The organism is Streptomyces sp. NBRC 110028 (assembly GCF_001417735.1).
Taxonomy (GTDB): Bacteria; Actinomycetota; Actinomycetes; order Streptomycetales; family Streptomycetaceae; genus Streptomyces.
Genome location: NZ_BBUZ01000023.1, coordinates 1 through 24,574, shown reverse-complemented (window position 1 = coordinate 24,574; position 24,574 = coordinate 1). Strand labels below are relative to the sequence as shown.

The window sequence follows — 24,574 nt, the reverse complement described above, 5'->3', positions numbered from 1 at the left end:
TGGAGCGACACTTGTGCGGCTGCCCGGACGGCAGCAAGCCAGCAGGTCAGCAGGGTCCAAGAGGAGGATGTTCCGAGTGTCCGGCCGCAGAATCGGCTTCTGGTACCGCATGGCGGCGGTCATGGTGAAACCGCCACTGGTGGTTCTGTTCAAGCGGGACTGGCACGGAATGGAGCACATTCCCGCCGACGGTGGTTTTATCACCGCGATCAATCACAACTCGTATCTCGACCCGCTCTCCTACGCCCACTTCCAGTACAACAGCGGACGCGTGCCCCGCTTCCTCGCCAAGGCCGCCCTCTTCAAGGGCGGCTTCGTGGGCACCATGCTGCGCGGCACCGGCCAGATCCCCGTCTACCGCGAGTCGACCGACGCGGCCAACGCCTTCCGGGCCGCCGTCGACGCCATCAACAAGGGCGAGTGCGTGGCCTTCTACCCCGAGGGCACCCTGACCCGCGACCCCGACATGTGGCCGATGCGCGGCAAGACCGGCGCCGCCCGGGTCGCCCTGCTGACCAAGGCGCCGGTCATCCCGGTCGCCCAGTGGGGCGCCAACGAGGCCGTACCGCCGTACGCCAGGGAGAAGAAGGTCCGGCTCTTCCCGCGCAAGACCCTCAAGGTGCACGCGGGCCCACCGGTGGACCTGTCCGAGTACTACGGCCAGGAGCCCACCGCCGACGTACTGCGGGCGGCCACCGACACCATCATGACCGCGGTCACCGAACTCCTCGCCGAGGTCCGCGGCGAGCCGGTGCCCGCCCGGGTACGTGAGGTCTCCGCCGACCGGCCGTACATCGCCGACCACCCGCACCCGGTGGCCGAGAGCCCCGCGGCCGAAGAGGAGAGCAAGTGACGCGCTGCGCCGTCTACGGCACCGGCTCCTGGGGCACCGCCTTCGCGATGGTGCTCGCCGACGCCGGCTGCGAGGTGACGCTGTGGGGCCGCCGGCCCGATGTCGTCGAGGCCATCAACACCGGCCGCACCAATCCCGACTACTTCCCCGGCATCCGCCTCCCCGACGGGGTCCGGGCCACCACCGACCCGGCCGAGGCCGCGCGCGACGCGGAGTTCACCGTCTTCTCCGTGCCCTCCCAGACGCTGCGCGGCAACCTCGCCGCATGGGCCCCGCTGCTGCCCGCCGACACCGTGCTGGTCTCCCTGATGAAGGGCGTCGAGCTCGGCACCGCCAAGCGCATGAGCGAGGTCATCGCGGAGGTCGCCGACGCGCCCGCGGAGCGCGTCGCGGTGCTCACCGGCCCCAATCTCGCCAAGGAGATCGCCGCCCGGCAGCCCGCGGCATCCGTGGTGGCCTGCCGGGACGAGGACGTGGCACGCCGCCTCCAGACCGCCTGCCACACCCCCTACTTCCGCCCGTACACCAACACCGACGTGGTGGGCTGCGAACTCGGCGGCGCGGTGAAGAACGTCATCGCGCTGGCCGTCGGCATCGCGGACGGCATGGGCCTCGGCGACAACGCCAAGGCGTCCCTCATCACCCGCGGGCTCGCCGAAACGACCCGGCTGGGCCTGGCGATGGGCGCCGACGCGCACACCTTCGCGGGCCTGGCGGGCATGGGCGACCTGGTCGCCACCTGCTCCTCGCCGCTGTCCCGCAACCACACCTTCGGCACCAACCTGGGCCGCGGCATGACCCTGGAGGAGACCATCGCGGTCACCCGGCAGACGGCTGAGGGCGTCAAATCGTGCGAGTCCGTACTGGCTCTCGCCCGGCGCCACGACGTCGACATGCCGATCACGGAGACGGTGGTGGGCATCGTCCACGACGGCAAACAGCCGCTCGTCGCGCTCAAAGAGCTGATGTCGCGCAGCGCGAAGGCCGAGCGGCACTGACGTCGTCCGAACCGCAAGGTAACCTCAACGCGATATGAGCAGCCAGACTCCTTCCTCAACCCCTGCCCCGGTTTCCTCCGCCGGTGAGCCGCGGAAGCCGCGCGTCGCCGTCGTCTTCGGTGGCCGCAGCTCCGAGCACGCCATTTCCGTGGTCACCGCGGGGGCCGTGCTGCGCGCCATCGACCGCGAGAAGTACGACGTGCTGCCGATCGGCATCACGGCGGACGGCCGTTGGGCGCTGACCGCCGACGCGCCTGAGCGGATGGCCATCGCGGACCGGCAGCTCCCGAGCGTCGAACGGCTCGCCGAGTCCGCGGAGGGGTCGGTCGTGCTGCCGGTCGACCCGGGCAGCCGCGAGGTCGTCTACAGCGAGCCGGGCGCGGTGCCGAAGGCGCTCGGCGACGTCGACGTCGTCTTCCCCATGCTCCACGGCCCGTACGGCGAGGACGGCACCCTCCAGGGGCTGCTGGAGCTGTCCGGCGTGCCCTATGTGGGCGCCGGGGTGCTGGCCTCCGCCGTCGGCATGGACAAGGAGTACATGAAGCGGGTATTCGTCTCGTTCGGGCTGCCCGTCGGCCCGTACGAGGTGATCCGTCCCCGCGACTGGGAGCGGGACCCCGCCGCCGCCCGCGCCAGGATCACCGAGTTCGCCGGTGAGCACGGCTGGCCGGTCTTCGTGAAGCCCTCGCGGGCCGGCTCCTCCATCGGCATCACCAAGGTCGACGGCCCCGAGCAGCTGGACGAGGCCATCGAGACCGCCCGGCACCACGACCCGAAGGTCATCGTGGAGGCGCTGCTGCGCGGCCGCGAGATCGAGTGCGGGGTGCTGGAGTTCGAGGACGGGCCCCGGGCCAGTGTGCCCGCCGAGATCCCCCCGGTCTCCACCCACGACTTCTACGACTTCGAGGCCAAGTACATCGACGCGGCCCCCGGTGTCGTGCCCGCGCCGCTCACCGCCGAGCAGACCGAGCGGGTCCGGGAGCTGGCGGTGCGCGCGTTCGACGCGGTGTCCTGCGAGGGCCTGGTGCGCGCGGACTTCTTCCTGCTGGACAGCGGCGAGTTCGTGATCAACGAGATCAACACGATGCCCGGCTTCACCCCGATCTCCATGTACCCGCGCATGTGGCAGGAGAGCGGCGTGAGCTACCCGGAGCTGGTGGACCGGCTCATCCAGGCCGCGCTGCGCCGCTCCACGGGGCTGCGCTAGGCCTGCCCGGCAGGCCCGCGTCCGTCACACCACACTCACCGGAGCGGTCTTCTCGGCGGGGCCCGCGAGGCCGATCAGAGCATCGGCCTCGCGGGCGTACGTCCCCGGCGCCGGTGTGCGGAACCCACCGGCCGAGCACGCGGGGAGCGGGATTCAGATATGCACCACCGGACAGGTGAGCGTGCGCGTGATCCCTTCCACTTGCTGGACTTTCGCGACCACCATGCGGCCGAGTTCGTCAACCGTCTCGGCCTGGGCGCGCACGATCACGTCGTACGGACCCGTGACGTCCTCGGCCTGTATCACTCCCGGGAACTTGGCGATGACGTCGGCGACGGCCGACGCCTTGCCGACCTCGGTCTGGATCAGGATGTACGCCTGTACCACGGAACCTCCAGGGCGGCTACGAGGATCATGTGGGGAGAAGGGACGCCACGGTACCGCGTCGCCACGCGGCGAGGGGAGACCCGCGCGGGGTGCGCGGCGCGGCGGGCACAGGGCCACGAGCACGAAGGGGCAATGCGATGAAGGGCACCGTGGGCGAGTTGGGGGAGTTCGGGCTCATCAGAGAGCTCACTTCCCGGCTCACCACCACCTCGGCGGTGAAGCTGGGGCCCGGTGACGACGCCGCGGTCGTGGCCGCACCGGACCGCAGGGTGGTGGCCAGTACGGACGTCCTGCTGGAGGGCAGGCACTTCCGCCGGGACTGGTCCACCGCCTATGACGTCGGCCGCAAGGCCGCCGCCCAGAACCTCGCGGACATCGCGGCCATGGGCGCGGTGCCGACCGCGCTGCTGCTGGGCCTGGTGGTGCCCGCGGATCTGCCGGTGACCTGGCCGGCCGAGATGATGGACGGGATCCGCGACGAATGCCAGGTGGCGGGCGCCGCCGTGGTCGGCGGCGACGTGGTGCGCGGGGACGCCATCACCATCGCCATCACCGCCCTGGGCGATCTGCGCAACCACGAGCCGGTCACCCGATCCGGTGCCCGGCCGGGCGACGTTGTCGCCGTCACCGGCTGGCTGGGCTGGTCGGCCGCCGGGCACGCGGTGCTCTCGCGCGGCTTCCGCTCGCCGCGCGCCTTCGTCGAGGCGCACCGGCGCCCGGAGCCGCCGTACCACGCGGGACCGGCCGCCGCCGGACTGGGCGCGACCGCGATGACCGACGTCAGCGACGGACTGGTGGCCGACCTCGGGCACATCGCCGAGGCCAGCCAGGTCCGTATCGATCTGCGCTCGGGGGACATCGACATCCCCTCGCAGATGTCGGACATCGGGCAGGCGGTGGGCGTCGACCCGATCCTGTGGGTGCTCAGCGGGGGAGAGGACCACGCGATCGTGGCCACCTTCCCTTCGGACGTGAAGCTGCCCGCCCGCTGGAAGGTGATCGGCGAGGTGCTCAACCCGTCGGCGCTGCCGCAGGTGACGGTCGACGGAGCGCCCTGGGTGCACGCGGGCTGGGACCATTTCGGGGATGACCAGGGCGCCGAGTAGATTCGGCCATATGGCCATGTCTACCGATGACCCCCGCGCGCCCGGCGCACCCCGCGTCCCCCGCGACCACCGGGTGCCCGTCCGCGTCCTCACCGTCGCCGGGTCGGATTCCGGCGGCGGTGCGGGCATCCAGGCCGACCTGAAGACGATGCTGGCCCTGGGCGCGCACGGGATGAGCGTGCTCACCGCGGTGACGGCACAGAACTCCCAGGGCGTCCAGGGCGCCTGGGAACTGCCCGCCGAGGCGGTCCGCGCCCAGTTCCGCAGCGTCGTGGACGACATCGGCGTCCAGGCGGTCAAGACGGGCATGCTGGCCACCACCGAGCTGGTCGAGACCGTCGCCGGGCTGCTGGCGGGGCTGCCCGCCCCCGTGGTCGTCGACCCGGTCGGGGTCTCCAAGCACGGCGACCCGCTGCTGGTCGCCGAGGCGCTGGACGCGGTCCGCACCAAGCTGCTGCCCACCGCCACCGTCGCCACCCCCAACCTGGACGAGGTGGCCCAGTTGACCGGCATCCGGGTCGGTTCGGAGGGCGATCTGCGGCGGGCGGCACGCGCGGTGCTGGACTTCGGCCCGCGCTGGGCGCTGATCAAGGGCGGCCATCTGCGGGGTGACGCGGTGGACCTGCTCACCGACGGCACCGAGGAGCACTGGCTGCGGGCGCCCCGCCATGACAACCGCCACACCCATGGCACCGGCTGCACCCTCGCCTCGGCGATCGCCACCTACCTCGCGGGCGGCATGGCGGTCCCGGAGGCCGTCACGGCGGCCAAGGAGTACGTCACGGGCGCGATCGCCGCGGGCTTCCCCCTGGGCGCGGGCATCGGCCCGGTCGACCACGGCTGGCTGACCGCCCCGCCCGGTCCGTAGCGGAGCATGCGTAAAGGCCGGTCCACGTCATGGTGGACCGGCCTCGGCAACCGGAATCCCGCTCGCGCGGGGGAAGGCGTGCGCCTAGCGCGAGACCTTGCCGGCCTTGATGCACGAGGTGCAGACATTGAGCCGCTTCGGGGTCCGACCGACCACAGCGCGCACCGTCTGGATGTTGGGGTTCCAACGACGGCGGGTGCGGCGGTGCGAGTGCGAGATGTTGTTGCCGAAGCCCGGCCCCTTGCCGCAGACGTCGCAGTTGGCAGCCACGGGTTACTCCAAAGACGGGTCAGCCTCGCTTCCCGCGAGGAGACAGAAACTTATCGGGAACCCCGGCGTAACCAAGATCGTGGAAGACCGGCGGCGCCAGGGGGAATAGCCCGACTCTCATCGGGCAACCGGAGCAGCATACAACGGCCACTCCCGTACAACGAAACTATCATGGCTGCCCCAGCACCCGCGGTGGGCGCCGACTAGCCTGCGATGACGCGATGCCCGACCCGTCCCCGTCCCCGTCCCCTGAGACATCCCTCACCGTCCCGAGGAGTACGTACGTGCCGCACACGCTCGACGCCGATGCGGTACGGATCTGGTGCGGGCTCGCGCTGGACGCGCTGGGCCGGGCCCGCGAGGACATCGACGCGATCAACGTCTATCCGGTCGCGGACGGCGACACCGGCACCAATCTGTATCTGACCGTCGAGTCCGCCGCCCAGGCCGTCGACGCCGCCTTCGAGCGCCACCCCGCCTCGGCCGGTGCCGCCCGCCCCAGCCTCGCCGACGTGGTGCGCGCCATGGCCCACGGCGCCCTGATAGGCGCGCGCGGCAACTCCGGCACCATCCTGGCCCAGCTGCTGCGCGGCATGGCGGACGTGCTGGCCGAGGGCGACCGTACGGACAGCGGCGACGAGGCGGACGGACTGCGGCGGGCGCTGCGGCGCGCCGTCGACCTGGCGTACCTCGCCGTCGCGCACCCCGTCGAGGGGACCGTGCTGACCGTGGCCGTGGCCGCGGCGGAGGGCGCGGAGCGGGCCACCGGGGACGTCGGCGCGGTGGCGCGCGCGGCGTACGAAGAGGCGCGCGCCGCGCTCCAGGCGACCCCGGGGCAGCTCGACGTCCTGGCCCGCGCGGGCGTCGTCGACGCGGGCGGCTACGGCCTGGTCACGGTGTTGGGCGGGCTCACCGAGGCGCTGTCCGGCGAGCCCCCGGCGGCGCCGCCCGCGGCTCCCGCCATCCCCGCGCCCGCCGGGGAGATCGCCGGGGCCGGGCCGGTGGACTGTTCCGCCGACGGGCCCGCGTTCGAGGTGATCTACCTCCTGGAAGCCGGTGACGGCGCCGTCGCGGCCCTGCGCGAGCGGTTGGACGCACTCGGTGACTCGCTCGTGATCGTCGGCGGCGACGGACTGTGGAACGTCCACGTCCATGTGGACGACGCGGGCGCCGCGGTGGAGGCGGGCATCCAGGCCGGACGCCCGTACCGCATCCGCATCACCCACTTCGGCGCCCCCGCCGAGCGCCGCCCCGCCGCCCCGGAGCCGGACCTCCCCGAGCGGCGGCCGGACGGGCCGCCCGGCGAGCGCGTGAGCCGCGCCGTCGTCGCCGTCGTCCCCGGCGACGGCCTCGCCGCGCTGTGCGCCGAGGCCGGGGCCACCGTGGTCGCCACCGACCCCGGGAAGCCGCCCGGCGGCAGCGAACTGGCCGAGGCGATCCGGCGGGCCCACGCCCGCGAGGTGGTGCTGCTGCCCAACGACGCCGGGCTGCGCCACCCGGCCGCGGCCGCCGCAGCGCAGGCCCGCGCCGAGGGCGTGCGGGTCGCCGTCATCCCCACCCGCTCCCCGGTCCAGGGCATCGCCGCGCTCGCCGTGCACGAGCCCGCCCGCAGCTTCGACGAGGACGTCGTCGCGATGACCTCCGCCGCGGGCGCCACCCGCTGCGCCGAACTGGCCGTCGCCGAGCACCGGTCCTGGACCATGGCCGGGGTCTGCCAGGCCGGGGACGTCCTGGGCCTGATCGACGGCGATGTGGCGGTGATCGGCGCCGAGCTGGCCCCGACCGCCGAGACGGTCCTGGACCGGATGCTGGCCGCGGGCGGGGAGATGGTCACGCTGGTGCTCGGCGCGGACCTCCCGGACGAGATCGCCGAGCGGCTGGAGCGGCACGTACGGGAGGGCCACTTCGCCGTCGACACCGTCGTCTACCGGGGCGGCCAGCCCTCCGCGCCGCTGATCATAGGCGTCGAATGATCCCGGGCATGACCCGGTGAATGCCCCCGCTTGTCGGTGGCGTGGTGTGCAATGGACTGCGTGCCCGTGCTGGATGAACCCCTGAAGAAAGTCCTCGGCGGCAACACCGCGAAGGTGATGGCCGAGCACCTCGGCCTGCACACGGTCGGCGACCTGCTGCACCACTACCCGCGGCGGTACGCGGAGCGCGGCGAGCTGACGCGCCTGTCCGACCTGCCCCTGGACGAGCATGTGACCGTCGTCGCGCAGGTCGCGGACGCCCGCGTGCACAAGTTCAACAGCGGCCGGGGACAGCGGCTGGAGGTCACCATCACCGATGGCGGCGGCCGCCTCCAGCTCGTCTTCTTCGGCAAGGGCGTCCACAAGCCGCGCGCGGAGCTGCTGCCCGGCAGCCGCGCCATGTTCGCGGGGAAGGTCTCGGTCTTCAACCACAAGCGGCAGCTGGCGCACCCCGAGTACAAGCTGCTGCGCCCGGACAGCGGCTCGGAGGCCGTGGAGGCGTTCGCCAACCAGCTGCTGCCGCTGTATCCGGCCTGCAAGCAGATGGAGTCCTGGCAGATCCAGCAGGCCGTCGACACCGTGCTGGGCCCGGCGGGCCGGGAGGACGCCGCGCTGGACGGGCTGGTCGATCCGCTGCCCGAAAGCCTGCGCGAGGGCCGCGGGCTGGCCACGCTGCCCGAGGCGCTGCGGAGCATCCACCGGCCGCGCACCAAGGCCGACATCGCCGCGGCGCGCGACCGGCTCAAGTGGGACGAGGCGTTCGTCCTGCAGGTCGCCCTCGCCCGCCGCCGCCAGGCCGACGCGACGGCGCCCGCCGCGCCCCGCAGGCCGGTGGAAGGCGGCCTGCTGGACGCCTTCGACGCCCGGCTGCCGTTCACCCTCACCGAGGGCCAGCGGAAGGTCAGCGCCGAGATCTTCGCCGACCTGGCCACCGACCACCCCATGCACCGGCTGCTCCAGGGCGAGGTCGGATCCGGCAAGGCGCAGCCGCTCGACTCCCTGGTGCTGACGCCGCGGGGCTACCGGCCGATGGGAGACATGTCCCCGGGTGACGAGGTGGTGGTGCCCTCCGGGGAGCGTGCGATCATCGACGGGGTCTTTCCCCAGGGTGAGCGCGACGTATGGCGCTTGGTCCTGTCGGACGGGACCAGTGTCGAATGCGACGACGAGCACCTGTGGATCGTGGGGACGAGCTGTGCTTGGGCTCGTGGGCAGGAGCCCAAAGTGATGTCGACCCGTGACATCAGGGGCGACCTGTTCAAGGCCAATGGGTCGTCCAAGTGGTACCTCCCCGTCGCGCAGCCGACCGACCTTGAGGACAGTACGGATCTTTCGCTCGAACCCTATTTTTTCGGCCTCCTCCTCGGGGATGGCTCGTTCCGTCACAATCTGCGACTTTCCAGCGCTGATGCCGAAATCGTCCAAGCGGCAACGGAGGCCATGGCTCCGGATTGTCGGCTCGTTCCGGTGCCCGGTTCACGCTGCGACTACACGATCCAGATGTCCGTGCCCAAGGGGGACACTCGGAGAAACCCGGTGATTCAAGCGCTGCGGGGCTTCGGGCTCTGGGGTGCCACGTCGCACGAGAAATTCGTTCCGGCCGCCTACAAGAACGCAACGATCAAGGATCGACTCGCGCTGCTCCAAGGTCTGATGGACACGGACGGCACCGTGCAGTCGGACGGCCTGGACGTCTCGTACTGCTCCGCGTCGCGTCAACTGGCCGATGATGTGGCGTGGCTGGTGCGCTCCCTCGGCGGCCGCGCCAGGGTCCTGCCAAAGAGTGCGGCCTTCGTCGTCTCCGTCGCATTGCCCGACGCGTACGTGCCCTTCAGGCTGACCAGAAAGGCGGCACGCCTCCGGAGGCGGCCGAAGTGCAACACCTTCCGGCGCGGAATCAGGGCTGTGGAGTACGTCGGCCGCAAACCGGTCCAGTGCATCAGCGTCGCTCACCCGAGCCATGCCTACGTCACGGACCACTTCACGGTGACCCACAACACCATGGTCGCGCTGCGCGCGATGCTCGGCGTCGTCGACGCCGGGGGACAGGCGGCGATGCTCGCGCCGACGGAGGTCCTGGCCCAGCAGCACCACCGGTCGATCACCGAGATGATGGGCGAGCTGGCCGAAGGGGGCATGCTCGGCGGCGCCGAGCAGGGCACCAAGGTCGTGCTGCTCACCGGCTCCATGGGGGCCGCCGCCCGCCGCCAGGCGCTGCTGGACCTGGTCACCGGCGAGGCCGGGATCGTGATCGGCACCCACGCCCTGATCGAGGACAAGGTCCAGTTCCACGACCTGGGCCTGGTCGTGGTCGACGAGCAGCACCGCTTCGGGGTCGAGCAGCGCGACGCCCTGCGCTCCAAGGGCAAGCAGCCCCCGCACCTGCTGGTGATGACGGCCACCCCCATTCCGCGGACCGTCGCCATGACCGTCTTCGGCGACCTGGAGACCTCCGTCCTGGACCAGCTGCCGTCCGGCCGTTCCCCGATCGCCTCCCATGTGGTGCCCGCCAAGGACAAGCCGCACTTCCTGGCCCGGACCTGGGAGCGGGTGCGGGAGGAGGTGGCGGGCGGACACCAGGCGTATGTGGTGTGCCCGCGCATCGGAGACGAGGAAGACGACGAGAAGGCGGCGAACGCGGCGAAGGCGGCCAAGGCCGCGAAGCAGAAGACGTCCGAGGACAAGGAGAAGAGCGCCGGGGACGAAGCGGAGAAGCGCCCGCCGCTCGCCGTCCTCGACGTCGCCGACAAGCTCGCCGCGGGCCCGCTGAGCGATCTGCGGGTGGAGGTGCTGCACGGCCGGATGGCGCCGGAGGCCAAGGACGAGGTGATGCGCCGCTTCGCCGCGGGCGGGGTGGACGTGCTGGTCGCCACGACCGTCATCGAGGTGGGCGTCAACGTGCCCAACGCCACCGCCATGGTGATCATGGACGCCGACCGGTTCGGCGTCTCCCAGCTGCACCAGTTGCGCGGCCGGGTCGGGCGGGGCTCGGCCCCGGGGCTGTGCCTGCTGGTGACCGAGATGCCCGAGGCGAGCCCCGCCCGGGTGCGGCTCGGCGCGGTCGCCGCCACGCTCGACGGCTTCGAGCTGTCCCGGATCGACCTGGAGCAGCGCCGCGAGGGCGATGTGCTCGGCCAGGCCCAGTCCGGCGTCCGCTCCTCGCTGCGGGTGCTCGCCGTCATCGACGACGAGGAGGTCATCGCCGCCGCCCGGGAGGAGGCCACCGCGATCGTCACGGCCGATCCCGAGCTGGCCGGCTACCCGGAGCTGCGCACCGCGCTGGACGCCCTGCTGGACAAGGAGCGGGAGGAATTCCTCGACAAGGGATGAGCCGGCACCGCCACGCGGGGGTCCCGAGCGGCGCCGGACGCCATATCGTGGAGGGGCGGCGGCCCGACGTAACCGCCGGCCGCTGCCCCGACCACCGCGACCACCACCGTGACGACCACCGCGAAGGACTGCCAACACCCATGACCCGCGTGATCGCCGGAGCGGCCGGCGGACGCCGCCTGGCCGTGCCGCCGGGAAACGGCACCCGACCCACCTCGGACCGGGCACGCGAGGGCCTGTTCTCCACCTGGGAGTCGCTGCTCGGCTCGCTGAGCGGGGCCCGGGTCCTCGATCTGTACGGCGGCTCCGGCGCGGTCGGCCTGGAGGCGCTGTCCCGGGGCGCGGCCCATGTGCTGCTGGTCGAGTCGGACGCGCGCGCCGCCCGCACCATCCGGGAGAACATCCGGGCGCTGGGGCTGCCCGGCGCGGAGCTGCGGACCGCGAAGGCCGCGGTGACCGTCGGTGGCCCGCCCCCGGCCGCCGGGCCGTACGACGTCGTCTTCCTGGACCCGCCCTACGCCGTCACCGATGACGATCTCCGCGAGATCCTGCTCACACTCCGTGGCAAAGGCTGGCTCGCACCCGACGCGCTGGTCACCGTGGAGCGCAGCACCAGAGGCGGGGAGTTCGGGTGGCCGGCCGGTTTCGAGGGACTGCGGTCCCGTCGCTACGGCGAGGGCACGCTTTGGTACGGTCGCGCCGCCTCGACGTGCGACAACGCGTCATGACCGGACCCGAGAGCGAGGAACTTCCGTTGCGCCGCGCAGTCTGTCCGGGGTCCTTCGACCCCGTCACCAATGGGCACCTGGACATCATCGCCCGAGCGTCCAAGCTGTACGACGTCGTCCACGTCGCCGTGATGATCAACAAGTCCAAGCAGGGGCTGTTCACGGTGGAGGAGCGGATGGATCTGCTCCGCCAGACCACCGCCGAGTACGGCAATGTCGAGGTGGAGTCCTTCCACGGGCTGCTCGTGGACTTCTGCAAGCAGCGTGACATCCCCGCCATCGTCAAGGGGCTGCGGGCCGTCAGCGACTTCGACTACGAGCTGCAGATGGCCCAGATGAACAACGGCCTGTCGGGCGTGGAGACCCTCTTCGTGCCCACCAACCCCACCTACAGCTTCCTCTCCTCCAGCCTGGTCAAGGAGGTCGCGGCCTGGGGCGGCGACATCTCCCACCTGGTGCCGCCGCTCGTCCTGGAGGCCCTGGCCGACCGGCTCCGGCGGAAGTGACCGCGAGCCGCGAGGTGCTGTGCCGGGCGTCGGGAGCCCGGCATGACCGGCAGGACACCCCCTACGACTGACGGTGCGTCAGCGGGTGTCGGGCAGGCGCCCGCTGGCCGTACAGTCGGTCCCGTCTCATCCCTTCCGACTCAGACTGCGAGCACCCAAGGTGGACGTGCAGAAGAAGCTCGACGAGATCGTGAGCGCCGTCGGCAGCGCCCGGGGAATGCCCATGTCGGCCTCGTGCGTGGTCAACCGCGCCGAGCTGCTCGCCATGCTCGAAGAGGTGCGCGCCGCGCTCCCCGACTCCCTCGCCCATGCCGAGGAGCTGATCGGCGGGCGGGACCGGATGGTGGACGACGCCCGCCAGGAGGCGACGCGGATCGTCGAGGCCGCGCACGCCGAGCGCGCCCGGCTGATCTCGGAGACCGAGGTGGCCCGCACGTCCCAGGAGGAGGCCGACCGGATCCTCGGGGAGGCCCGCCGGGAGGCCGAGGAGATCCGCGCCGAGGCCGACGACTACGTCGACAGCAAGCTCGCCAACTTCGAGGTCGTGCTGACCAAGACCATCGGTTCGGTCGACCGCGGCCGCGACAAGCTGCTCGGCCGCACGTCCGGCGGCGACGGCATGGACGACGAGCCGGAGCGCAGCGCCGATCCGCAGACGCTGCGGCAGCGCGCCGACGAGTACGTGGACACCAAGCTGGGGGCCGTCTCCGCGGTTCTCGGCAAGACCCTGGAGGCGGTCGGCCGGGGCCGGCAGAAGCTGCTCGGCTCCCGCCCGGCCGATGAGCTGGGCGCCCACATGGCCGCCCAGGACGCGACCGCCCAGGCCCTGCGGACCAGCGACGACGACTACTACGCGGAGCTGGCCCAGTCCCAGGACGCGCTCGTGCGGCCCGCCGCCGCGCAGCCGCCCGTCGTCCAGCCCACCGCCGTACAGCCCGCGGCGATGGATCCGGCGGCGATGGACCCCGCCGCGATGGAACCGGCGGCGGCCGACGCCGGTTACTACGCCGCCGCGGGCTATCAGCAGCAGGACGCGTACGGCTATCAGCAGCAGGGCTACGGACAACAGCCCGACCCCTACGGGCAGCAGGCCGGATATCCGCAGCAGAACGGCTACCAGCAGCAGGACACCTACGGATGGCAGCAGCCCCAGGGCTACGACCCGAACGGCTACGCCCAGCAGCAGCCGCAGCAGCCCCCGTACTCCCCGCAGCAGCCGGGCGCCGCGCTCGACGAGACCAGCCTGTTCGACACGAGCATGATCGACCTCGATCAGTTGCGCCAGTACGAGCAGGGGCACTAGGGAACCCGATTGGGCCTGGGGCGGCCCGTCCAGTATCCTGGCTCTTCGGTCGCGCGTACGTCCGCGATCTCGGCTGCCCGCTTCAAGTCCGTGCCGGGCGGCCCGCCGCAGCGTAGAAAGCAGGAAGCCCTGAACGCCCGCCTCGACCACCGTGCCCCCCTCGTGTTCGACACACGCGAGCTGGGGCGGCGTCCTGGTGCGCTGAAGCGGGTCTCCCGCTCCGTGGCGGCCCCCAAGGACCTCGGCATCGAGGTCATCGGGGTGCGGGAGGGTGTGACCGTGGAGCTTGATCTCCGCCTGGAGTCGGTCATGGAAGGGGTGCTTGTCACAGGCACCGCCCGTGCACCGCTCACGGGGGAGTGCGTAAGGTGTCTGGAGCCGCTGGAGCGAGAGCTCGAAGCGGACTTCCAGGAGATGTACTCCTACCCCGACGCCGACGACCGGAGCCGCGACGCGGACACCGGTGACGACGCCGAGGAGGAGGACACGCTCTTCCTCGAGGCCGACCTGTTCGACCTCGAGCCCGTGCTGCGCGACGCGGTGGTGCTGTCACTGCCGCTGCAGCCGGTGTGCCGGGAGGACTGCCCCGGGCTGTGTGCCGATTGCGGTGCGCGGCTCGCGGACGACCCGGACCACCACCACGAAGCCGTCGACATCCGTTGGGCGGCATTGCAGGGACTCGCCGAGTCCATTCAGGACGGCGAGAAGGACAACGCCCCCCGCCAGCGCGGGGATGACCCACAGGAGAAGTAGCCGTGGCTGTTCCGAAGCGGAAGATGTCGCGCAGCAACACGCGCCACCGCCGGTCGCAGTGGAAGGCTGCGGTCCCCACCCTGGTGGCGTGCGAGCGCTGCCACGAGCCGAAGCAGCAGCACATCGCGTGCCCGAGCTGCGGCACCTACAACCGCCGCCAGGTCCTCGAGGTCTGATCGGCGGGTGACAGGCTCTATGTCGGACGCCAGCACGCCGTCCCGCAAGCGCGCGGGTGAACCTCGCGGAGGTCATCAGCGCGGCGGCGATACGGTCCAGGCGGACAAGGCCTCGTCCCACACGATCCTGGAAGGGCGGCTCGGGTATCAACTCGAGTCCGCCCTTCTGGTGCGTGCGCTGACCCATCGCTCCTTCGCGTACGAGAACGGCGGGCTGCCCACCAACGAGCGGCTGGAATTCCTCGGGGATTCCGTGCTCGGCCTGGTGGTCACAGACACGCTGTACCGCATCCACCCGGACCTGCCCGAGGGCCAGCTGGCCAAGCTGCGGGCCGCGGTGGTGAACTCGCGCGCGCTCGCCGAGGTGGGCCGGGGGCTGGACCTCGGCGCCTTCATCCGGCTCGGCCGGGGCGAAGAGGGCACCGGGGGCAGGGACAAGGCATCCATTCTCGCCGACACCCTGGAAGCGGTGATCGGCGCGGTCTATCTCGACCGGGGACTCGACGCCGCCGCCGAACTGGTGCACCGGCTCTTCGACCCACTGATCGAGAAGTCCTCGAACCTCGGCGCCGGCCTGGACTGGAAGACCAGCCTCCAGGAGCTGACCGCCACCGAGGGTCTTGGGGTTCCGGAGTACCTGGTCTCCGAGACCGGGCCCGACCACGAGAAGACCTTCACGGCTGCCGCCCGCGTCGGTGGTGTCGCGTACGGCACCGGCACCGGCCGCAGCAAGAAGGAAGCCGAGCAGCAGGCGGCCGAGGCCGCCTGGCGCGCGATCCGCGCGGCCGCCGACGAGGCGCAGACGAAGGCCGAGACCGAAGCGAGAGCCGAGTCCGAAGCGAAGGCCGCGGCGGAAGCCGAGGCCAAGGCGGAGGCAGCGGTCGAGGCGGAGGCGGCGGCCGAGGCCGAGGCGGTCGCCGAAGGCGCCGAGGCCACGAGCGCCCCGGCCGCGGACTCGGCGACCACCACCCGATAGGCACCGTCCCGGCCCCGGTCACCGACCGGGGCCGGAGTGCCGGTGATCCCTCCTTCAGGAGACACGTTGCCCGAGCTGCCCGAGGTCGAGGTGGTCCGACGCGGTCTGGAGCGCTGGATCAGCGACCGCACGGTCGCCGAGGTCCAGGTGCTGCACCCCCGCGCGGTGCGCCGCCACCTCGGCGGCGCGGAGGACTTCGCGGCCCGCCTCAAGGGCCGCCGCACCGGGGCGGTCCGCCGCCGCGGCAAGTATCTGTGGCTGCCGTTGGAGGACACCGCCGAAGCGGTGCTCGCCCACCTCGGCATGAGCGGCCAGCTGCTGGTCCAGCCCGGCGACGCCCCGGACGAGAAGCACCTGCGCATCCGGGTCCGGTTCGCCGACGACCTGGGCACCGAGCTGCGCTTCGTCGACCAGCGCACCTTCGGTGGGCTCTCGCTGCACGGCTCCGTGCCCGGCGACCTGGAGGGGCTGCCGGACGCCATCGCCCACATCGCCCGCGACCCGCTGGACCCCGCCTTCGACGAGGCGGCCTTCCACCTCGCGCTGCGCCGCCGCCGTACGACCGTCAAGCGCGCCCTGCTCGACCAGTCGCTGATCAGCGGCGTCGGCAACATCTACGCCGACGAGGCGCTGTGGCGCGCCCGGCTGCACTACGACCGGCCGACCGCCACCCTCACCCGGCCGCGCTCCACCGAACTCCTCGGCCATGTGCGGGATGTCATGAGCGCGGCGCTGGCCGTGGGCGGCACCAGCTTCGACAGCCTCTACGTCAATGTGAACGGCGAGTCGGGGTACTTCGAGCGCTCCCTCGACGCGTACGGCCGGGAGGACGAGCCGTGCCGCCGCTGCGGCACCGCCATGCGCCGCCGCCCCTGGATGAACCGCTCCAGCTACTTCTGCCCGCGCTGTCAGCGCCCGCCGCGCTCGGCCGGGGCCTCGGCCCTCCAAAGGGGTGTCTTGCCGATCAGGCCGGGCTCCCGACCAGACACCCCCTAGGCGCGCCGCCCGTCGTAGGCCTCCCGGGCGCTCAGCACCTCCGGCATCCGCTCCTCGACCAGGCCGATCAGCGACAGCAGTCGCTCGGCGACCGCGTGCCCCAGCGGGGTGAGCCGGTAGTCCACGCGCGGCGGATTGACCAGCTGGGCCTCGCGGTGCACCAGACCGTCCCGCTCCAGCGCGTGCAGCGTCTGGGACAGCATCTTCTCGCTGACGCCGTCGACCCGGCGCCGCAGCTCGTTGAAGCGGCAGCCGCTCTCGTGCAGCGCGGTCAGGGTGAGGCTGCCCCACTTGCCGGTGACATGCTCCAGCGTGGCGCGGGACGGACAGGCGCGCGCGAACACGTCGAAGGCCGCGTCCCCGGCGGCGTCCGCCCGCGGACGGCTCCCGGCGGTGCGTTCACATTCCATGCACCTACCATACGCGCAGCGCTCTCCGATGGGTCGCGCTGTCATCCGGTAAGCGGGCATGCCGGGACGGCCCGGTGTGCGTACACGTGACACCCGGACCGCCCGTTTGTCGCTCTAGTAGCCGAAGTCCTGGGTCCACCAGGGGCCGTCGTCGCCGAAGTGCGCGCCGACGCCGAGTGTCTTGTACTGGCAGTTGAGGATGTTCGCCCGGTGGTCGGGGCTGTCCATCCACGAGTCCATCACGGCCTGCGCGGTGGTCTGGCCGCGGCCGATGTTCTCCCCGCCCAGGTCCAGGATGCCCGCGAGCTTGGCGCGCTCCCAGGGGTCCTGGCCGTCCGGGTCGAGGTGGTCGAAGAAGTCGCGTATCGCCATGTCGTCGGCGAAGTCCTGCGCCAGCTGGGCGAGTTTCGGGTCCTCGGTCACCGGCTGGCAGCCGGCCGTGGCCCGCTCCTGGTTCACCAGGGCGATGACCGCCTTCTCGGCCGCCGCCGCCCGGTCGGGCTTCTCCGGCGGCAGGCTGGGCACCGGATCCGTCGTGGGCGTCCGGGGCGGAGGGGTCGAGTCCGAGCCCCCGCCGCCCGAGCCGCCGCCGTCCGGGGAGCCGCCGGGTTTGCTGCCGGACGGGGAGCTCGGGTGCTCGTCCGACGGTGTCGTGGACGGCGTTCCGGCGGGCTTCGAGGGGGTCGCGGAGGGGGTCGTGGACGGCGCCTGCGGGGTGTCGTCGCCGGGGCCCGTCGACGTCCCCGCGCCGCCCGCCGGGAAGCCGGTCCCCGGGTCCTGGGTGTCCGGGCCGGTGCCGGGCGACCCGCCGGCCTGCACCTGCTGCCCGGCGGGCTCACTGCCGCCGAGACCCGCGGGGCCCGGGACCAACCCGGAGGCCATGGCCACGGCGCTCACCGCGACCGCGGCGGACACACTCAACAGCCCGGTCCTCACCGGTGCGAGAGGGCTACGGCGCGGTCCCCGGTGGCGGCCGGCGCCCACCACGGGCGGCGTCGCGGTTCCGGGGGCAGATCGTCGATGGCGGCCCATCTCCTGCCTTCCTTGTGCACGAGAGCGTCAAATGTGTGGCTCGTGTGGTCAACTCATGTGTCACTCGTGTGAGTGAGTCTCGCTGAGCCGGGACTGTACGCCATGCGGCAGGAGGTGGAGGTGCCGAGGCGCCAATTAGCCGGTTAGCGTGCAGACATGAACGACAACGTGCGCCTCACCGCGTGGGTCCGCGGCCGTGTCCAGGGCGTCGGCTTCCGGTGGTTCACCCGGGCCAACGCGCTGCGCATCGGAGGCCTCGCCGGATTCGCCTCCAACCTCTCCGACGGCCGCGTCCAGGTCGTCGCGGAGGGTCCGCGCGCGGGGTGCGAACAGCTGCTCGACTGGTTGCGGGAGGGCGACACGCCCGGGCGTGTCGACGGTGTCACCGAGATCTGGGACACACCGCGCGGCGGCTACGACAGCTTCGAGATCCGCTGAGCGAGCCCCCTCGGGGCCCCGTTCCGCCCTCTTCCGGCGCCCCGCCGACCACGCCTTCCGTGCGCGCCGTGAGCAGAAACCGGCTGATGGTTGCGAATGTCGCCGCTCCGTGGAAGGCTGCGGAGCGTAGGAAGATCCCCAACCGCTACGGGCCCTCTGGAGAGCGGGCGGCGCAGCTGCCGCCCCGTGTGCTCTCGGCCCTCGCGGTGCCCGGCGGCATGTGATCGTGTTGACCCTCAAACCAATTGGTGAGACTCTGGAAGTCCCCGCGCACCTTAACTTGTCCGCCACCTCAGCATGGCAATATCGGCGGACATCGCGGGTGCGAAATACCTCACGACCCACCACCGCTTCGGTCGGTCACTCAGTGTGGAGGACCATCCATCATGGCAAAGGCGCTTCTCGGTTACGTCGGCGGTTCCGACCCCCGAGTCCTCGCCGAGATGCGACGGCTTCAGCAGCGCGTTCAGGATCTTGAATCCGAGCTGGTTCGGATCCAGGCCGAAAACGACGCGCTGTCCGCCGCCGCTCGTCACGGCGACTCGCTGCTCGAAAGCATCGACGTATCCCAGGCGGAGCCTGCGCTCGCCTGACCCCAGCCCTCGGGCCGGTCGGGCTGAACCGTCAGCCGCTTGAGAATCTTCAAGGGACGCCTCGGCGTCCCTTCGTCGTTCCCCCGCGTTCGTCCGGCTTTCCCTTACCGACTGATGTGCCCCTCCCCCTCACCGGTGAAACCGATCTTTGAGGAAAGCGGGAAAAAGCCGGGGCGGGCCCGCGGCGCCCCGCGCGCGGGACGAGGCCGGACAGGGCCCGGACGGTAGAGTCCAACGGCGTGCACCTGAAGAGCCTGACCCTACGAGGCTTCAAGTCCTTCGCCTCCGCCACGACGCTCCGCTTCGAGCCGGGTATCACCTGCGTCGTCGGCCCCAACGGGTCGGGCAAGTCCAACGTCGTGGACGCACTCTCCTGGGTCATGGGAGAACAGGGCGCCAAGTCGCTGCGCGGCGGCAAGATGGAGGACGTCATCTTCGCCGGGACCACCGGCCGCCCCCCGCTCGGCCGCGCCGAGGTCTCCCTCACCATCGACAACGCCGATGGCGCGCTGCCCATCGACTACGCCGAAGTCACCATCACGCGGATCATGTTCCGCAACGGCGGCAGCGAGTACCAGCTCAACGGCGACACCTGCCGGCTGCTGGACATCCAGGAACTGCTGTCCGACTCCGGCATCGGCCGCGAGATGCACGTCATCGTCGGCCAGGGCCAGCTCGACGGCGTCCTGCACGCCGACCCGACCGGCCGCCGCGCGTTCATCGAGGAGGCCGCGGGCGTCCTCAAGCACCGCAGGCGCAAGGAGAAGGCACTGCGGAAGCTGGACGCGATGCAGGCCAACCTCGCCCGCGTCCAGGACCTCACCGACGAGCTGCGGCGCCAGCTCAAGCCCCTCGGCCGCCAGGCCGCCGTCGCCCGCCGCGCCGCCGTCATCCAGGCCGACCTGCGCGACGCCCGGCTGCGGCTGCTCGCCGACGACCTGGTCACCCTGCGCGAGGCGCTGCGCACCGAGGTCGCCGACGAGGCCGAGCTGAAGAAGCGCAAGGAGGCCACGGAGGCCGAGCTGCGCACCGCCCAGCAGCGCGAGGCCGTCCTGGAGGAACAGGTGCGGCAGCTCGCACCACGGCTGCGCGACGCCCAGCAGACCTGGTACGAGCTGTCCCAGCTCGCCGAGCGGGTGCGCGGCACGATCAGTCTGGCCGACGCCCGGGTCAAGAGCGCGACCACCGCCCCAGCCGAGGAGCGGCGCGGCCGCGACCCGGAGGACATGGAGCGCGAGGCGGCCCGTATCCGGGAGCAGGAGGCCGAGCTGGAAGCCGCCCTGGAGGCGGCCGGCCGCGCCCTGGACGACACCGTCGCGCACCGCGCGGAACTCGAACGGAGCCTGGCGCAGGAGGAGCGCCGGCTGAAGGACGTGGCCCGCGCCATCGCCGACCGCCGCGAAGGGCTCGCCCGGCTGCAGGGCCAGGTCAACGCCGCCCGCGGCCGGGCCGCTTCGGCCCGCGCCGAGATCGAACGGCTGGCCGCCGCCCGCGACGAGGCCCAGGCCCGGGCCACCGCCGCGCAGGAGGAGTACGAACAGCTCAAGGCCGAGGTCGACGGGCTCGACGCGGACGACGCGGAATTGGCCGAACGCCACGAGGCCGCCAAGCGGGAGCTGGCCGAGGCGGAGACGGCGCTGAGCGCGGCCCGCGAGGCCGCCACCGCCGCCGAACGCGACCGCGCCGCGACCGCCGCCCGCCACGACGCCCTGGCGCTCGGCCTGCGCCGCAAGGACGGCACCGGCGCCCTGATGGCCGCGGCCGACCGCCTCACCGGCCTCCTCGGCCCGGCCGCCGAACTGCTCACCGTCACCCCCGGCTTCGAGGTCCCGGTCGCCGCGGCCCTGGGCGCCGCCGCCGACGCCCTCGCCGTCACCGACCCCGCGGCCGCCGCCGAGGCGATCCGCCTCCTGCGCACCGAAGACGCGGGCCGCGCCACCCTCCTCCCGACCCGCACCCTCGGCGGCCCGGCACCCGCCGATTCCGGTGAGCGCGCGGGGAACGCCGCCGTGCCCGGCTCGCGGACCCCGGACACCGCCACACCGGACGAGCCGGGCGTCGGGGACGAGCAGGCCACGGGGGACGGCGCGGCCGTGGTCCCGGCCACGCGGGCGCCCGCCGCCGACGCGGCAGGCGCGCAGCCCGCTCACGCCGTTGTGGTCGCCGCCGAGGGAGCGCGTCCGGGGGAGGCGTCCGTGCGGGCACCGCGGCCCACCGGGGGGCCGCCGCGGGTGGCGGGGCTGGTGGACGGGCCCGCCGGGCTGGTGGGGGCCGTGCGGCGGCTGCTGGACGGGATCGTCGCCGTCGGCACGCTGGAGGAGGCCGAGGAAGTCGTCCGGGCGCACCCCGAGTTGACCGCGGTGACCGCCGACGGCGATCTGCTCGGGGCGCACTTCGCGCAGGGCGGGTCCGCCGGGGCGCCCAGTCTGCTGGAGGTGCAGGCGTCGGTCGACGAGGCGGCGACGGAGCTGGAGGAGCTGGCCGTACGGTGCGAGGAGCTGGCCGGGGCGCAGCGCGCGGCGAAGGAGCGGCGTGCCGAGTGCGCCGCGCTGGTGGAAGAGCTGGCGGCCCGGCGCAGCGCGGCGGACCGGGAGAAGTCGCAGGTCGCGCAGTCCCTCGGCCGGTTGTCCGGGCAGGCGCGGGGCGCGGCGGGGGAGGCGGAGCGGTCGGCCGCGGCCGCCGCTCGGGCCGAGGAGGCGCTGGAGAAGGCGACCGAGGAGGCCGAGGAACTGGCCGAGCGGCTGGCGGTGGCCGAGGAGCAGCCGGGGGAGGAGGAGCCGGACACCTCCGTACGGGACCGGCTCGCCGCGGACGGCGCCAACGCCCGGCAGACCGAGATGGAGGCGCGGCTCCAGGCCCGTACGCATGAGGAGCGGGTGAAGGGGCTCGCGGGGCGGGCCGACGCGCTCGACCGGGGCGCGCGCGCCGAGCGCGAAGCGCGGGCGCGCGCCGAACAGCGGCGCGCCCGGTTGCGCCACGAGGCGCGGGTGGCGTCGGCGGTGGCGGCCGGAACCCGGCAGTTGCTGGCGCATGTGGAGGTGTCGCTCGTACGCGCCGCCGAGGAGCGGGACGTGGCCGAGCGCGCCAAGGCGACGCGCGAACGCGAGCTGGAGACCGCCCGTGGCCGGGGCCGTGACCTCAAGGGCGAGCTGGACAAGCTGACGGACTCGGTGCACCGGGGCGAGGTTCTGGGTGCCGAGAAGCGGATGCGGATCGAGCAGCTGGAGTCGAAGGCGCTGGAGGAGCTGGGCGTGGAGCCCGCCGGGCTGATCGCCGAGTACGGCCCCGACCAGCTCGTACCGCCGTCCCCGCCCGCCGAGGGCGAGGAGCTTCCGGAGGATCCTGAGCACCCGCGCAACCGGCCGGTGGCTTACGTCCGGGCGCAGCAGGAGAAGCGGCTGAAGGCCGCCGAGCGGGCGTACCAGCAGCTGGGCAAGGTCAATCCGCTGGCGCTGGAGGAGTTCGCGGCGCTGGAGGAGCGGCATCAGTTCCTGAGCGAGCAGCTGGAGGACCTGAAGAAGACGCGGGCGGATCTCCTCCAGGTGGTCAAGGAGGTCGACGAGCGGGTCGAGCAGGTGTTCACGGAGGCGTACCGGGACACCGCGCGCGAGTTCGAGGGCGTCTTCTCGCGGCTCTTCCCGGGCGGTGAGGGGCGCTTGGTGCTCACCGACCCGGACAACATGCTGACCACGGGCGTGGACGTGGAGGCGCGGCCGCCGGGCAAGAAGGTCAAGCGGCTGTCCCTGCTGTCCGGTGGGGAGCGCTCACTGACGGCCGTGGCGCTGCTGGTGTCGATCTTCAAGGCGCGGCCGAGCCCGTTCTATGTGATGGACGAGGTCGAGGCGGCGCTGGACGACACCAATCTGCAGCGGCTGATCCGGATCATGGAGGAGCTGCAGGAGTCGTCCCAGCTGATCGTGATCACTCACCAGAAGCGGACGATGGAGGTCGCGGACGCGCTGTACGGCGTCTCGATGCAGGGCGACGGAGTGTCAAAGGTCATCAGTCAGCGCCTGCGGTGACCGCTTCAATACTTGAAGTCAATGGCGCAAAGGGTGCAGCGTAACTTCTTGGTCACCACCTATTGACTTCGAAACTTGAAGGAATAGTCTCTGCAACGTCGCTTTTACCTTTAAGTGGTGGCCGAACCTCCCACGGCTCCGCCTCCACCGTCAAGGGTCTGCCCCCCACGTCCGGCAGCGTTGCCGGACGGGCCACAGGAGTTCACGTTGACCACCACCGCGCAGGCACAGGGGTCCGAAGGCCGTAAGGCCCGGCCGGACCATCTCGGCCATGTCATCTTCATCACCGCGGCCGCCGCGATGGGCGGCTTTCTCTTCGGCTACGACAGCTCGGTGATCAACGGAGCGGTCGAAGCCATCCGCGACCGGTACGACATCGGGTCCGCGGCCCTCGCCCAGGTCGTCGCCATCGCGCTGATCGGCTCGGCGATCGGCGCGGCCACCGCCGGCCGGATAGCCGACCGGATCGGCCGGATCCGCGTCATGCAGATCGCCGCCCTGCTGTTCACCGTCAGCGCGGTCGGCTCGGCCCTGCCCTTCGCCCTGTGGGACCTGGCCGTGTGGCGGGTGCTCGGCGGCATCGGCATCGGCATGGCGTCGGTGATCGGCCCGGCCTACATCGCCGAGGTCGCCCCGCCCGCGTACCGTGGCCGGCTCGCCTCCTTCCAGCAGGCCGCGATCGTCATCGGCATCGCCGTCTCCCAGCTCGTCAACTGGGGCATCCTCAACGCCGCCGACGGTGACCAGCGCGGCACGATCGGCGGTATCGAGGCCTGGCAGTGGATGCTCGGGGTGATGGTCATCCCGGCCGTCCTGTACGGGCTGCTGTCCTTCGCCATCCCCGAGTCCCCCCGCTTCCTGATCTCGGTCGGCCGGATCGACCGGGCCAAGGAGGTCCTGGCCGAGGTCGAGGGCGAGGCCGTCGACCTGAACGTCCGGGTCGGCGAGATCGAGCAGGCGATGCGCAGCGAGCACAAGTCGACCTTCAAGGACCTGATGGGCGGCCGGTTCGGGCTGCTGCCGGTGGTCTGGATCGGCGTCGGTCTTTCGGTCTTCCAGCAGCTCGTCGGCATCAACGTGGCCTTCTACTACTCCTCGACGCTGTGGCAGTCCGTCGGCGTCGACCCGAGCGGCTCGTTCTTCTACTCCTTCACCACGTCGATCATCAACATCCTCGGCACCGTGATCGCGATGATCTTCGTCGACAGGATCGGCCGTAAGCCGCTCGCCCTCATCGGCTCGGCCGGTATGGCGATCTCGCTCGCGCTGGTGGCCTGGGCGTTCTCCGCGAATCTGGTGGACGGCAAGCTTCCGCACGGCCAGGGCGTCGTGGCGCTGATCGCGGCCCACGCCTTCGTGCTCTTCTTCGCGCTCTCCTGGGGTGTGGTCGTCTGGGTCCTGCTCGGCGAGATGTTCCCCAACAGGCTCCGCGCCGCCGCCCTCGGCGTCGCCGCCTCCGCCCAGTGGATCGCCAACTGGGCCATCACCGCCAGCTTCCCGAGCCTGTCGGACTGGAACCTGTCGGGCACCTACGTCATATACACGGCCTTCGCCGCGCTCTCGATCCCGTTCATCCTCAAGTGGGTGCCGGAGACCAAGGGCAAGGCGTTGGAGGAGATGGGCTAACCGTTCCTGATCAGTGAGCGGGT

General features: G+C 72.0%; 22 protein-coding genes. 18 read left to right on the top strand and 4 right to left on the bottom strand.

All coding sequences use genetic code 11. The features are described from left to right. Positions 1–76 precede the first annotated feature (76 nt). Genes ASC60_RS05290 through ASC60_RS05280 form a run of 3 tightly spaced genes read left to right on the top strand, consistent with a single transcriptional unit; the run spans position 77 to position 3,058 of the window. Entirely contained in the window at positions 77–853 is a 777-nt protein-coding gene (locus tag ASC60_RS05290) for a 1-acyl-sn-glycerol-3-phosphate acyltransferase (protein ID WP_055547325.1), read from the top strand. Continuing rightward, a complete protein-coding gene (locus ASC60_RS05285; protein WP_055547323.1) occupies positions 850–1,851 on the top strand; it encodes an NAD(P)H-dependent glycerol-3-phosphate dehydrogenase in 1,002 nt (333 codons plus the stop codon). Before ASC60_RS05290 ends, ASC60_RS05285 begins: the two co-directional genes overlap by 4 nt. Positions 1,852–1,885: 34 nt before the next feature. Then, on the top strand, positions 1,886–3,058 hold the full coding sequence (locus tag ASC60_RS05280; RefSeq protein ID WP_055547321.1) for a D-alanine--D-alanine ligase family protein: 1,173 nt from the start codon (positions 1,886–1,888) through the stop codon (positions 3,056–3,058). Positions 3,059–3,211: 153 nt separating this feature from the next. Here the strand turns inward: ASC60_RS05280 and ASC60_RS05275 are convergent, their stop codons facing one another. After that, positions 3,212–3,445 carry an Lrp/AsnC family transcriptional regulator gene (locus ASC60_RS05275; protein ID WP_055547319.1) on the bottom strand — a complete coding sequence of 78 codons (234 nt, stop codon included), beginning with the start codon at positions 3,443–3,445 and terminating at the stop codon, positions 3,212–3,214. A 137-nt stretch (positions 3,446–3,582) separates the two neighbouring features. Between ASC60_RS05275 and ASC60_RS05270 the strand changes: the two genes are divergently transcribed. Beyond that, complete coding sequence (locus tag ASC60_RS05270; protein ID WP_055547317.1) at positions 3,583–4,551, top strand: thiamine-phosphate kinase; 969 nt, start codon at positions 3,583–3,585, stop codon at positions 4,549–4,551. Between the two features lie 16 nt (positions 4,552–4,567). Beyond that, positions 4,568–5,419 (top strand): bifunctional hydroxymethylpyrimidine kinase/phosphomethylpyrimidine kinase, encoded by an 852-nt coding sequence (gene thiD, locus ASC60_RS05265; protein WP_055548666.1) that lies wholly within the window; start codon positions 4,568–4,570, stop codon positions 5,417–5,419. An 84-nt stretch (positions 5,420–5,503) separates the two neighbouring features. Here the strand turns inward: thiD and rpmB are convergent, their stop codons facing one another. Further along, the gene (gene rpmB, locus ASC60_RS05260) at positions 5,504–5,689 is read right to left on the bottom strand and encodes a 50S ribosomal protein L28 (RefSeq protein ID WP_009714771.1); all 186 of its coding nucleotides are present in this window, start codon (positions 5,687–5,689) and stop codon (positions 5,504–5,506) included. A gap of 221 nt (positions 5,690–5,910) precedes the next feature. On the opposite strand from rpmB, the gene ASC60_RS05255 reads away from it, so the two are divergent. The 9 genes from ASC60_RS05255 (at position 5,911) to mutM (ending at position 16,430) form a co-directional block, all read left to right on the top strand. Then, positions 5,911–7,662, top strand: coding sequence for a DAK2 domain-containing protein (locus ASC60_RS05255; RefSeq protein WP_079038194.1), 1,752 nt, complete (start codon positions 5,911–5,913; stop codon positions 7,660–7,662). 51 nt (positions 7,663–7,713) lie between these two features. Next, positions 7,714–10,992, top strand: a complete 3,279-nt coding sequence (locus ASC60_RS05250; RefSeq protein WP_055547313.1) for a helicase-related protein — start codon at positions 7,714–7,716, stop codon at positions 10,990–10,992. A 140-nt stretch (positions 10,993–11,132) separates the two neighbouring features. Beyond that, on the top strand, positions 11,133–11,720 hold the full coding sequence (gene rsmD, locus ASC60_RS05245; RefSeq protein WP_055547311.1) for a 16S rRNA (guanine(966)-N(2))-methyltransferase RsmD: 588 nt from the start codon (positions 11,133–11,135) through the stop codon (positions 11,718–11,720). Then, complete coding sequence (gene coaD / locus ASC60_RS05240; protein ID WP_079038193.1) at positions 11,717–12,226, top strand: pantetheine-phosphate adenylyltransferase; 510 nt, start codon at positions 11,717–11,719, stop codon at positions 12,224–12,226. Before rsmD ends, coaD begins: the two co-directional genes overlap by 4 nt. 160 nt (positions 12,227–12,386) lie before the next feature. Next, positions 12,387–13,529, top strand: coding sequence for a hypothetical protein (locus ASC60_RS05235; protein ID WP_055547307.1), 1,143 nt, complete (start codon positions 12,387–12,389; stop codon positions 13,527–13,529). Positions 13,530–13,691: 162 nt separating this feature from the next. Continuing rightward, the gene (locus ASC60_RS05230; RefSeq protein WP_199830876.1) at positions 13,692–14,282 is read left to right on the top strand and encodes a DUF177 domain-containing protein; all 591 of its coding nucleotides are present in this window, start codon (positions 13,692–13,694) and stop codon (positions 14,280–14,282) included. Positions 14,283–14,284: 2 nt separating this feature from the next. Beyond that, positions 14,285–14,458: a 50S ribosomal protein L32 gene (rpmF, locus tag ASC60_RS05225; protein WP_009714764.1), complete on the top strand. Its 174-nt coding sequence runs from the start codon at positions 14,285–14,287 to the stop codon at positions 14,456–14,458. Between the two features lie 19 nt (positions 14,459–14,477). Beyond that, on the top strand, positions 14,478–15,434 hold the full coding sequence (rnc, locus tag ASC60_RS05220) for a ribonuclease III (RefSeq protein ID WP_055547305.1): 957 nt from the start codon (positions 14,478–14,480) through the stop codon (positions 15,432–15,434). 66 nt (positions 15,435–15,500) lie between these two features. Continuing rightward, positions 15,501–16,430: a bifunctional DNA-formamidopyrimidine glycosylase/DNA-(apurinic or apyrimidinic site) lyase gene (gene mutM / locus ASC60_RS05215; RefSeq protein WP_055547303.1), complete on the top strand. Its 930-nt coding sequence runs from the start codon at positions 15,501–15,503 to the stop codon at positions 16,428–16,430. Here mutM and ASC60_RS05210 read toward each other — a convergent pair. Together ASC60_RS05210 and ASC60_RS05205 are read right to left on the bottom strand one after the other, a co-directional pair. Beyond that, entirely contained in the window at positions 16,427–16,840 is a 414-nt protein-coding gene (locus ASC60_RS05210; protein WP_055547301.1) for a helix-turn-helix domain-containing protein, read from the bottom strand. The two genes, mutM and ASC60_RS05210, sit on opposite strands and share 4 nt — an antisense overlap. Positions 16,841–16,954: 114 nt before the next feature. Then, positions 16,955–17,755, bottom strand: a complete 801-nt coding sequence (locus ASC60_RS05205) for a CAP domain-containing protein (protein WP_370592897.1) — start codon at positions 17,753–17,755, stop codon at positions 16,955–16,957. A 273-nt stretch (positions 17,756–18,028) separates the two neighbouring features. Here ASC60_RS05205 and ASC60_RS05200 point away from each other — a divergent pair, with 273 nt between their 5' ends. The 4 genes from ASC60_RS05200 to ASC60_RS05185 all read left to right on the top strand — a co-directional run bounded on the left by ASC60_RS05200 (position 18,029) and on the right by ASC60_RS05185 (position 24,551). Then, on the top strand, positions 18,029–18,310 hold the full coding sequence (locus tag ASC60_RS05200; RefSeq protein WP_055547297.1) for an acylphosphatase: 282 nt from the start codon (positions 18,029–18,031) through the stop codon (positions 18,308–18,310). Positions 18,311–18,696: 386 nt separating this feature from the next. Next, positions 18,697–18,903, top strand: a complete 207-nt coding sequence (locus tag ASC60_RS05195; RefSeq protein ID WP_055547295.1) for a hypothetical protein — start codon at positions 18,697–18,699, stop codon at positions 18,901–18,903. A gap of 239 nt (positions 18,904–19,142) precedes the next feature. Continuing rightward, a complete protein-coding gene (locus ASC60_RS05190; RefSeq protein WP_055547293.1) occupies positions 19,143–22,925 on the top strand; it encodes an AAA family ATPase in 3,783 nt (1,260 codons plus the stop codon). Positions 22,926–23,132: 207 nt separating this feature from the next. Then, positions 23,133–24,551 (top strand): sugar porter family MFS transporter, encoded by a 1,419-nt coding sequence (locus ASC60_RS05185; RefSeq protein ID WP_055547291.1) that lies wholly within the window; start codon positions 23,133–23,135, stop codon positions 24,549–24,551. The last annotated feature ends 23 nt before the right edge of the window (positions 24,552–24,574 follow it).